The 11,953-nt window shown below is 34.3% G+C and carries 9 protein-coding genes; 2 read left to right on the top strand and 7 right to left on the bottom strand.

Annotated features, from left to right (window positions below):
• Positions 1-8: 8 nt before the first annotated feature.
• The 3 genes from DWV06_RS01305 to DWV06_RS01295 all read right to left on the bottom strand — a co-directional run bounded on the left by DWV06_RS01305 (position 9) and on the right by DWV06_RS01295 (position 1,850).
• Positions 9-1,025, bottom strand: coding sequence for a hypothetical protein (locus tag DWV06_RS01305; protein WP_115480380.1), 1,017 nt, complete (start codon positions 1,023-1,025; stop codon positions 9-11).
• Positions 1,026-1,113: 88 nt separating this feature from the next.
• Positions 1,114-1,506, bottom strand: a complete 393-nt coding sequence (locus tag DWV06_RS01300) for a hypothetical protein (RefSeq protein WP_115480379.1) — start codon at positions 1,504-1,506, stop codon at positions 1,114-1,116.
• Positions 1,507-1,697: 191 nt separating this feature from the next.
• A complete protein-coding gene (locus DWV06_RS01295; RefSeq protein ID WP_115480378.1) occupies positions 1,698-1,850 on the bottom strand; it encodes a cyclic lactone autoinducer peptide in 153 nt (50 codons plus the stop codon).
• Positions 1,851-2,203: 353 nt separating this feature from the next.
• Here DWV06_RS01295 and DWV06_RS01285 point away from each other — a divergent pair, with 353 nt between their 5' ends.
• Complete coding sequence (locus DWV06_RS01285) at positions 2,204-2,911, top strand: LytR/AlgR family response regulator transcription factor (RefSeq protein WP_115480376.1); 708 nt, start codon at positions 2,204-2,206, stop codon at positions 2,909-2,911.
• A gap of 6 nt (positions 2,912-2,917) precedes the next feature.
• On the top strand, positions 2,918-4,219 hold the full coding sequence (locus tag DWV06_RS01280; protein WP_115480375.1) for a sensor histidine kinase: 1,302 nt from the start codon (positions 2,918-2,920) through the stop codon (positions 4,217-4,219).
• A 211-nt stretch (positions 4,220-4,430) separates the two neighbouring features.
• Here the strand turns inward: DWV06_RS01280 and DWV06_RS01275 are convergent, their stop codons facing one another.
• The 4 genes from DWV06_RS01275 to DWV06_RS01255 form a co-directional block, all read right to left on the bottom strand.
• A complete protein-coding gene (locus DWV06_RS01275) occupies positions 4,431-5,252 on the bottom strand; it encodes an aldo/keto reductase (protein WP_115480374.1) in 822 nt (273 codons plus the stop codon).
• 113 nt (positions 5,253-5,365) lie between these two features.
• On the bottom strand, positions 5,366-6,265 hold the full coding sequence (locus DWV06_RS01270; RefSeq protein ID WP_115480373.1) for a helix-turn-helix domain-containing protein: 900 nt from the start codon (positions 6,263-6,265) through the stop codon (positions 5,366-5,368).
• Between the two features lie 552 nt (positions 6,266-6,817).
• Positions 6,818-9,187 carry a leucine-rich repeat protein gene (locus DWV06_RS01260; RefSeq protein WP_115480372.1) on the bottom strand — a complete coding sequence of 790 codons (2,370 nt, stop codon included), beginning with the start codon at positions 9,185-9,187 and terminating at the stop codon, positions 6,818-6,820.
• A 75-nt stretch (positions 9,188-9,262) separates the two neighbouring features.
• Positions 9,263-11,665: a LuxR C-terminal-related transcriptional regulator gene (locus DWV06_RS01255; protein ID WP_115480371.1), complete on the bottom strand. Its 2,403-nt coding sequence runs from the start codon at positions 11,663-11,665 to the stop codon at positions 9,263-9,265.
• Positions 11,666-11,953 lie beyond the last annotated feature (288 nt).

Genomic DNA, 11,953 nt, shown 5'->3' with positions numbered 1-11,953 from the left:
TCTTTATGCTATTTGTTTATCATCAATACGCTGTTTGTTTTAGTGACCGGAGCATAATCTAAATAAGCATTATCTGCAGGTACTGAAACTGCGTAAATTGTGTTCAATTCGTCGAGATTGTCCAAATCCAATGTTATCTCACATTCCGCCATTTTATTTGCTTTCATTTCTGTTTTTATAAAATCTGCTCCATCTATAGTAATCGGCTGGTTATTAACGAAAATGGTTGTATTGTAGATTCCATCAACTCCTCCATATAATTGTAAATGCAGTGTTACCTTTCCATCCTCACTGTAAATTTTATTTTCATCCAGTGATTTCTGATATAAATTTACATAAGTATTGTTCTCAAGCGCTTCTTGAACACTTTTTGCTGAAAAATACTCGATGTATTTTGTAATATCTTCCGTTAATTTAAGTCCGTCTTTTGTTTCAATATACTTTATTTCTTCTTTTGGTACATCCGCATTGAAAGTTACCTGCTGTGGAACTACCTGTGAAAGTGAACCGTAATACTGATAAGATGGTTGTTCTGCATTTTTCGGCTTAAATGAAGGATAAACAATCGCACATACATAAATCCCCAGCTTATCTCCTTTCTTTCCGGTATTTGGCAAGATTTCAAAGGAAAATTGCTGTTTCCCTTTCCCATCACAGTAAAATTTCTGCATCATGGTTTCATCCGAAATTGTGCCGTCCGAATACTTAACGGTATATCTTTGAAGTTTTCCATCAATAAATACTAAAAATCCAATGTCGTGTCCGGTTTTATTTAGTGCAGTAAATGAAAAAGGAACCTCTATGGTATCTCCATCATAATTATAAACATTCATTTCACCCGATCCATTGGCAATATATCCAAAACTAATTTCATCCTGCTTTTCTGTTTTGGAAGAAGTTTCTTCTGTCTGTTCACTTTTTGCAGAAATATTCGTTTCTTTGCTACTGTCTCTTACATCATCTGCTCTGCATCCTGCCATATAAATAGAGAGCGCAGCACATAAACATAATAGTAATCTTTTCATATAAATCCTCCTAAAAATAATTTGGGCTGGCAATATTATTTATCAAATATTGCCAGCTAAAATATTAAAATATGATAGATAGACCAATTTAGAATGTACTACTCATATATTTCGCATAAGCAATTTGTCCTACGACCTCATGGCAACTAAATGCAGCCAATGATGTTGTTGTCATGTTATTTGCATATACTGATGTTGTATTCTCATCATATGTGTAAGTTGATTTTGAATTCTTTTTAAATAGAGTTAATCCAGTACTATTATCCTGAACTTCAAGTGTAGTTTTTATATAACTGTATCTTCCACTTCCAGTTGGCATAGTTGTCCAAGCACTAACCCAATCGTAATCTGATTCCATATCATATATCATCTTACCATATACCGTAGATGCAGTCGCTGCATGTACTACTCCTGTAGAACTCAACATTATTAATCCCATCAATGTTGTTGCCATCACTTTTTTAAGGTTTTTTTTAATCATAGTAACTTCCTCATCTTTCTGCTCATTTTCAAGCTAATTTAATTATTTTGCTAGTTAACTTAAACGTGGAATCAATGATTAAACACAGCATAACTGACTTTATTTATATTTTCAATTGCCCATACACCAAACGACTTTTTAATGCTACTTTTGGTCAAGCCATTCCATCATTGTATCTATACATCTTTCAATCATTTTATTCTATTGAACCTGTCCAATTCTTTTGGAAGCTTTGGCTGATATACGATTACACATGATGTTGTATTTGCATTGAAACGTAATGCTGTATTTAAAAATGATATTGCACCTTTAGCAATAATCTTTGATAACTTTTGACTATTCATACTTTCATTCCCCCTTTACATTATATTATCATTTAATTCCACGAAGATTATATTAATATGTTTTTTCAAAAATTCAACCTCAAATGCATGAAGAGCAATTTATCATTCATTTTTGGACATGGAGTCAGTATTTTATGGTTCTAACCAAATCGAAAGCAGTCAAAAAATGTCTTTTTATGCAAAAACTAAAACAATTCTATTTTAAAAGTAAATTAAGAAATAGAGAACAACTCTTTGTGCTAGGATTAAGTTATAGCAAAATCAAAAGAATTGCAAAAAAGTTATTACCTAGTCTACTAATCATTTGTGCTATTAAAATATAGTCATGATATTTAAGAACGGAGTTGATTAAAATGCGTATACTTATCTGCGATGATGATTCACTAATAAGCAAGCAGCTTTGTGAATACATACAGGATTATTTTAAACATACAAACGCTAACTGCCCGGAAATTTTTTGCTTCACGAATGGAGAATCCCTTCTTGCAGATCAGGGGGAAAAGGATATTCTTTTTCTTGACGTAGAGATGCCTGGATTAAATGGAATTTATACTGGAAGTGAATTGAAAAAAAGAAATAATAACATTATCATATTTATCGTAACTTCGTACCTTAAATACTTGGATGACGCCATGCGCATTCAGGTATTTCGTTACCTATTTAAACCGTTAGATAAGAAGCGTTTTGAAAATAATATGAAGGATGCACTAAATCTATACAATACTTCAATGATAAAACTCCCCATAGAAACCAAACAGGGAGTCCATACGATTCTTACTTCCGATATTATATTTGTAGAAGCACAGGGACGACGTGTCATCATACATACTGAAAAAAACGATTATGAATCTATTCATAATATGAAATACTGGCTTGATTCGCTTCCCAGAAATAATTTTTTTCAAACTCACAGAAGTTTTATCATAAATATGGAACACGTCTCCAATTTCGACCATTCCCTTATACATTTAGCTGAAAATCAATATGATGCATATCTGACAAGACGAAAATATAAAAGCTTTAAAGACGCATATCTTCTATATCTGGAAAGTATGAGGTAATTCTGCATGGAAACAGCCATTTTCTATTTTTTTATCATTTTAATTGAAGCCTTTATCCTCTGGCAATATACTTCTGCTCTCTTTGTTTCCTTATACTCGAAAAAGAGAGAAATTTATGTGCTTATTGGAATGTATCTTTTGCTGTATTTAGTTTCATTTTTTCAGATTTCAGAGCTTAACACCATCTTTTTTCTTCTAGTCAACTTTACTTTTCTTATTACTATGTATCAATTAAAATGGTCACTTGCATTATTTCATTCTGCAATTACCACGGTTGTTATGGGGATTAGTGAATTAGTGGTTTTAAATGTCATCTCACATTTTGTCGCAAATGTCACACACTTCCGTAATCTTATTATTCTTACTGTGTTTAGTAAAATAATATATTTCTCGATTTTGTGCATTCTATATCACCTTTTTAAAGACAGGAAAGAATATAATCAGCAGTATGACATAAGCACTTTCCCCCTAGGACTGGTTCCAATGACCACCCTTATAGTAATGCTTACTATCTTTAATATTTGTAAAGAATATGTATTATCAGCATTCCATGACTGGATGATTGTAATAAGTTCTATTCTTTTGCTTTTGGTAAACTTACTTATATTCGGAATAAACCAGTATAACCTTAATAAAAGCAGAGAATTCACCCAAATGCAACTGCTAATTCAAAAAGAAAATAATTTAACAGAATATTATAAAATGCTTTTACATCAAACAGAAGACCAGAGTATCTTGATTCATGATATTAAGAAACATCTGCAATCAATTTCTTTATTAAATGATAAGAAAGAGCACGAACAAATAACTGCTTATATTGAACAATTAAATTTATCATCCAGCCTACAGGTATCTGAGCAATTATGCGATAACGAAATACTTAATGCCATACTATACCGCTATCAAATAAAATGTAATAATGAGCATCTCACTTTCCACACCGATGTACGCAGTGGAACAATAAATTTTATTTCAGACAATGACCTTACTTCTTTGTTTTGTAATCTGCTGGATAATGCTTTTGATGCTGCTATACTTATACCTAATTCCATTATAGAACTTAATATTACCCAAAGAACCAAAACACCTTTTATTATAATAACTGTTATTAACTCCTGTCAAAAAAATCCTTTTTCCCAAAATAGCAAGAAGTTATCCACAAATAAATCCGATAAACTTAATCATGGGTTAGGTATGAAAAGTATAAGAAATATTGTCAGAAAATATCAAGGTGAGATGCAGATTTATTACAATGAGGATGATCTGACTTTTCATACAATTATTACTTTAAAGAAGAAATATCTATAATAAAGTAAATTGCTAAAATACCAATTAATGACATAAGCAAGAAATAAGTTTTTGTAGTTAAATCCCCTCCATCATTGAAAACAGATAAAACTTCGATGTTTTTGGAATTGCCCCACTCCAATTCAGTATTACATATACAAATGACACCAAATATCCTACAACGACATTATGACTGATAACTGAAAAGAGTAATCTGAGTTCTCTCCAAATTTTATTTAAAATTATAATCGTCAGGGTTTGGGCCTACTCTAAAATTTTTATCCATTTCATGTATAATACTCATATCTTCCTGTTCAAGTTCAAAATCAAAGACATCCTTATTTGAAATGATTCTATTTTCATGGGCTGATTTTGGAATTACAATTACATCTCTTTGAATATTCCATCTAATAACGATTTGCGCAGGCGTTTTATCATACTTCGTTGCCATCTGTGTTAGTATTTCATTTTGCAGCAAATTACTCCCAGTTCCTCCCAGAGGACTCCATACTTGTACCTGTATTCCTTTTGCTTTACAGAAGTCTATCAGTTTCTGATTATTCAATAATGGATGTGATTCAATTTGATTTACTGCAGGTATAATTGATGCTGCTTTTTCTAAGCGTTCTATATTCTGTTTATGGAAGTTACTTATTCCTATTGCTCTAATTTTTCCCGCTAAATAGAGCATTTCCATTTCATGCCATGCCTCGTCTGAACCTTCAACAGGCCAGTGAATTAAGTATAAATCTACATAATCCATTTGCAGGGCTTCTAAACTTTCATAAAAGGCTTCTTTCGTTCTTCTTTGAATAATATCATCATTCCATAACTTTGTAGTTACAAAAATATCTTCCCTTTTTACTCCACTCTCTCTAATTGCCTTCCCAACACTTTTTTCATTATTATAAATTTTTGCTGCATCAATATGTCTATACCCTGCTTTTAGTGCCCACTTTACAGCATTCTCTGTCTGCTCTCCCACTTCTGTCCGAAATACTCCCAATCCCAATTGTGGAATTTCTACTCCGTTATTTAACTTTAATTTTTTCATCTAAATTCCCCCTAAATTTTTTTAATAGGTTTACCACTGAATTACTTTGCAGTAATAATTATATTTCAAAATTTACCTATTATCTTACGAATTCATGAGGGTTTTCTACGATATTAAGACCTTTTCCGATATTCTTTAGGTGTTACCTTCGTTTCTTTTTTAAAATTCCTTATAAAATTTCCCATATTATGAAATCCACACTCTAATGCAATCTCTGTGACTGTTTTATTTGTACTTGATAATAAATGTTTAGCATTTTTAATTCTATAGATATTTACATATTCCATGGGGGGTATTCCAACTATTTCTTTAAATACTCTAGAAAAGTATTGCTCGTTCATACCTACTTCACTTGCAATCGCTCCTACACTAATAGGCATATCATAGTTTTTTTCGATAAAAGTAAATGCATTCTTTATATTATAAATACGTTTGTCTACTAAATGATTGTCTGCTTTTATCAATAATTGATTATTCATTAGTATCCCTAAAATAGCAATCAAATTTCCTATGATTTCTAACTGATTTCCTTGTGATGTAGAAACTTTCCCGCAAGCCCCATCATTTTTAGTTTTCAAACCATTATGACAATTCACTATATTTTTATAATATTTGTCTATATAATGAAATTCCTTTTTTTCTTCCGAGATGAATTTAGAAAATTTTAGTTCTCCTTTTACTAATGGCTGTATCACTTTTAATTGTAACTCTGTCTGTTCCCAGAATTTCAACATTTCCATTCTGAATATAACCGCATCCTCGCTAGCTCCATTATTTGATGAAATAGAATGAAGTTCATCTCTATTAATAAATAAATAGCCTTTCTCATAAACTTTACGCTCTCCATTTATCTCAACTGTAAATTGACCGTCTATTAAATGTACGATTTCATTTTCCAGATGCCAATGCATCTTAACTTCTAACTGACCTTGTTCTGGATTATGATTATAATAACTGCAGGGAAAACTTTCCGTTCCGTGAACCTTATTTTCTTTTTCTTTTGCAATATTCATTCTTTAGACTCACCTTTTTTAATGCTTAGTTTGTATTAGTTTACTGTAACTATTAACCTATCCTATCATAAGACATAAGTATTTACTATACCTGCTTCATTTTCTATTTACATCAGGCATCTAGATTTTAACAGTTCCATAACTAATTTGACTTTACCTTCCTTTTATGATATTTTTATATCCATAACAAAAAGGCCTGTTGCATCGTATCTGTTAGTACAAACGTAGAACTGATGAATGGTAAGAAGATGATTGGGTAAGAGAACGCCCCTGCACCATCTGGTGTCTTAGCAGCAAGTCTCGCAATTACAGCAATCCAAATTAAAGTAAGTGTAAATATCCCAAAAATTCCAAATACCGCTAGCCATTCTAAGATTCCTGCTGAAGACGAAAGTCCATTAATTTAATCTTTCCTCAGCAAATAATAAATTATATAAAAAACACCCATATACCGAATTTTTTTCGAGATACAGATGTTCATTGTAACTATGTTTTAAGCTATATTTTCTACCATACGAAAAGCTCATCTTCAAATCACATTCTTGTAATGAATTATTTCTTCTTAATATTTATGATTTTTGTCATTCCAGTTCTACTTTTAAATAGTTTCTTGTAAGCAGTTACCTTTGCTGATGGAACTTTTATCACTGCTTTTTTGTATATTCTCTTGAATGCATTCTTTTCAACAGTCTTTAATTTCTTTGATTCAATGGTTATCGTCTTCAGATTTTTACATCCTGAAAATGCTTGGTTTCCAATTGTAGTAACATTCTTTCCGATGATTACCTGCATAAGTTTCGTGTATCCTTTAAATGCCTTTGCTTTGATAGCTGTAATCTGAAAACGCTTTCCACCAATCTTAACGGTATTACAAATCTTTAACGTTCCTTTTAATTGGGATTTTGATTTGGAAGAACCAGTTAAGGTTACGGTTCCTTTTCCATTAGACACTGCATTTGTTACTTTGTATTTAAGATTGTTTATTGTATAAATCTTACCTTTACTTACTTTGATTTTAAAGCTCTTCTTCACTGTTCCTGTATAGCTTCCTTTTCCATTAATGATGACTGTTGCTCTACCAATATTCTTATTGTTCTGATAAGTAATGGTATAATCAGTTCCGTTCTTCAACACTTTTCCATCTACTTTCAAAACCATCTTTAGCTGTGTTATGGGTTTTCCAGTATAATTCATGCTTGAAATTCCTGATATGGTTGCACTGACAATCTTCGCCTTTGAAATCGTTAACAATACAGATGTTGTCGCTTTAAGGTACGTATTATCTGCTTCCTTAGTGGCTGTAATGGTCACGCTGCCTATCTTATGAATGGTTGCAATATTACCGGAAATACTGACTATCCTAGGATTAGAACTTGTGAAAGTAACTGCTCCGTTACCACTTCCACCAGATGTATTAAGAGGGAATGCACGATCCGCGCAGGTCTTTGTCCCGATATTTTTTATAGTAAGCGCTGATTGATTCTTTTTAATGGTATCAACTTCAAATTCAGCACTGGTGACAGTATTATAATTTCCATCTCCGCTGTAAACTACCTTGACCTTGTAAATCTGATCGGCCAGTCCCGTCCATGTATAGGTTGCCTTGCCATCTGTCATATTGACTGCGGTTGCACCTGACATATCCACCTCACTGCCGCTTGTGCAGTCAACAAATCTTAATGTTCCGGAAGGATAAATTCCCTCACCTACAGGACTTACTTCAACTGATAATTCAGCCTGACGACTTCCTACTTCTCCTGAAATGGTTGCATTTACATTTATAACGGGCGTAGCCTTTTCGACATTAAAATTTACATTTTTTGTGTTTACGGTATAGCCATCACAAGTAACGGCACAATAGTAGTTATCATCTGTTGCAATTGGAAGAGCCTTAGAAAGCGTATAAGTACTAGAGTTGGTTCCGATTGCTACATCATCTGTTTCCGTTCCACTTTTGACTTTGTACCACTGATATAAAATCTCTCCTATTGCGGTTCCAGTCTTTTGTGCCGTTACACTTAATGTATACGCTGCACCATAACCATAGCTTACAGCTGCCCCCTGAGGCTGTGCAGTAATTTGGATCGGTGCCTGCTGTACTGTGACGCCACGCACTTCAGTAACTGCAGTATTTTGCAGCCAAGGCATACCTTCACTGGTAGAACGATATACATAACCCTCACCTAACAAATTATCTACGTTACCACAGGTAACAGCTTTTATCATACCATACCTTCCACCTGTAAGTTTTGCACTAGCACGATTCACCTCTAATGTACCTTGAATCTCACCACCCGTCATTTCTAAATATGCTCCTTGCGCAACCCTAATATTAGAATTGCTACCTCCTGAAAAAGTTCCTCCATTGATTTGCATACTGCAGTCTTTGGAATAAACCTTTGCAATATCCACAGAAAAATAATAATTTGTTGCACAAACAGAACCACTGTTAAAAATCACTTTACTGTCGTTAATATTATGAAACATTAATGCAGGAGCATTGTCATTACTAAGGTCTACATTATTAAAAATTAATGTACCTCCCCGTTCTACTACCGCCCCACCAGTTATATTTCCATTTTCAATAGTAATTTCTCCTGTAGACAACTGCTCCAGCATCCAATAGGTTCCATTATTTAAATAACTCCATGTTTTCTCATTTAAGTTAATCGTAAAGGTGCCTGAATTTATCGTAAATTTACTCTCCGTAGTGACATCTTTTAACAACGAAACTGTACTGCCCTCTTTGCTTTGTGCTGCTGTAATAGCTTCTTCCATGGTACCATAGTAGGTAACTGCCCCACCTGATTCGGTCACACTTGCTTCCTCTCCTTCTGCATTAACCATCAAACTTGATACCCCAAACATCATTACAGTACTTAGAGTAATTACCATTGCTTTTATGAATCTTTTTATTTTCATTCGTTTCTTCCTTTCTTTATCTTACAAATATATCGTTCATTCCCTAGACCGGATTCGGGTTTCAAATAAGTTTTTTCAAATCAACTTCCTCTTTCTTGCCTCGTTAACAGCAGCTGTTTTACTATTCACTCCTAGCTTTTTAAAATTCTGCTTGTTATGATATTTCACGTTTTCTATTTTGAGTCCAAGTTCTCCAGCAATCTCTGCGGTGGAAAGTCCTTCTGCCTGAAGTTTTAGTATCTTAAGTGCATTTTCACTAAACACTGCCTCTTCTGTGGCTACCTTTAGATAGCCCGGATAGGCAAGTGCCATCTTTTCTGTTTCTGCAAGTATTTCCTTTAAATATTCTGGATTCTTACTTTCCCATGACGTTTCCTTAAGCATCTTACTTACCGCTGCCCCTTCCCTGGATATCAGGCGCACAAAATAATAACTCTCTGCTTGTGTTAAGGTTTTTTGGAATATCTCATCCCATCTGGAATTCCCCAATCGATACTGAGTAATGGCAAGCAAAAGTCCCACTTCCATAGTTATGTAAGTACGCTTCATAACTTCTGCATAATACTGAAGACGCTGTAGCAGACTGATTGCTTTTTCATACTTCCCTGTTAGAAGATAGATACGAACTTTCGTCAGATAACGAAACCTCTCCATGGTAGCGAATACTAGTTCTTCTTCCGGCGCCTGCTCCATCCATTCCAGTGCCTCTGCCGTTTTTCCCTGATAAAGGCCTATACGAATCTGCAGCGCAGTCAAATTGGGAAGCAACTTTGTGGCTTTCTTCTCTTCTGCCTTTTTTTGAAAGTTCAAAAGCAGCTCTTTGGCATCCTCTACATGGTCATTTAAAACATGAAGCCAGGAAAGAATTCCTGCTGCCACAAAACACTGTTCGATTTTTCCACCTGATTGTGCCTGCATAAGACCTTTATTGGTCAGATTTGTAATTTCATAGCTGTCTTCACCCTTTTCCAGAAAACTTTCAGCAAGAGCAAGATTTACAAGTCCCTTTCCATATTTCCCTAAAGTGAATTCTATGATTTTGCCAATACTCTTTGCCAATTCTTTATCTTTTTTACTCCATTCGCAGAAATCTTTCCCTCCATTCATCTGTGATGGAAGATTACTGGTAACGGAAAATTCTGGCAAACTAATCTTGCGTTTCATTAAAAGTGAACCAGCATTTTTTAGAATATCTACAAGTGCCATACTTCCACGATGGGGAAGGCCAATGTCCAGATAAACAAGCCAACCCTTTGCCACTTTTTTTGCACTTCCAGTAAAGGAACTTTCCAGATTCATAAGTTCCTCATACCAGTGCTCGCTTTCTTCTATACTTAAAAGCATGGACTGGAGCATACTCATGCCTGCTATTAATTCCATGCTTTCCCTAATCTTTTCTTCCGGCAGGGCAAGGTAATATTTACGCAGTTCATAATAATGTCCGCTTGCCGGGTTTTTTCTTGCATTGGAAATTAATAGTCCCGCAATTCTCTCAGTATCATGGCATGCCTCATACATTTTCAGAGCGTTTGGTGTATCACCTTCCAGTTCATAATAAAGTCCTGCATTATAATAGAGTCGTTCCCATCTCTCCTTCTGATATGTTCGAAGAAGTCTTCGTCTCATGGAACGTCTCATGGGAAGTCTGATTTCATAAATTCTTTTATCTGAATCAGCCTCTTTAAATATCATAAAATTCCCCAGCTGTTCAGCTGTGCCAATCATTTTCTCTACGTCACTTCTACCTGTAATCATCTCTGCCAGATGTTTATCAAATTTTTCTACAATACATACCTGCATGAGAAATTCCTGAATCTCAATCTCCCACTGGTCATAGACATGGCAGTCAAGATAATCCCAGAAATCATTTCGCATTCGTTCAATATATGTTGCATCAAAAGATCTACCCGATGCAAGTTCCATCGCAACCAGCCTTACTACAATTCCAAGCCTGTAACTAAGTCGCATGATAGTGTCAAAATCCTCTTGTGTAGGCGTTATCCCCCAACAGTTTAGATATTTCATCATTTCAGCTTCTGAAAGCAAGAAATCCTCTTCTTCTATCACGGTAAATACTTTCCGATAATAAATAGGTGACAGCCACGATGGCAGCCGACTTCTTCCCGCCAAGATAAGCCAAACATCTTGTCGCCTTGCCAGTATTTCAATCTTTTTGATTAACGCTTCTCTTAACTCGTCTGTCCTTAACTGATGCAATTCATCAATGACTACAATGATCTGTTTTTCATTAAGTGGAAAATCTAATTCTTCCTCATCCAACTGTTCTGCTGAGTAATAGTGATACCGTCTTTTTCCCATATAATCCCGAATAAATGCTGTTTTTCCACAACCGGAGATTCCATACATATATACTGTTTGCGACATGGTCTGGGCTGCCTTCATCTTTTTATTTGCTTTTCTTGGTCGTATGTAGAAGTCCTCTTCGGTCTTTAACCCGGATTCTAAACGCTTTTCCATTTTCTCTTCCTTTTTTATCTCCCATCTACGATTTTGGCTGCGTCAAATCTGCTTCTTATACATATAAAAGAGAGATCTGTTATTTATATACATCCTTTACGGAAAATAAAAGATATTTTATATTTTTTTCAGACTAATTGTCTTAATTTACCGAAATTATATCACACGTAAGATTGAAAAGCCACTCCGTAAAAGGGTAGTTTAAGGGTATTTTGGGTATGGTTTTGAATATTTTTCTTACTCTAAAATATCCAAAAGTCCGGTAACAAGGTTTATCGTTATCCATAA

This window comes from Anaerosacchariphilus polymeriproducens (assembly GCF_003363435.1).
Classification (GTDB): Bacteria; Bacillota; Clostridia; order Lachnospirales; family Lachnospiraceae; genus Anaerosacchariphilus; species Anaerosacchariphilus polymeriproducens.
The sequence above is the reverse complement of the archived record's forward strand: the minus strand, read 5'-3'. Positions and strand labels throughout refer to the sequence as shown.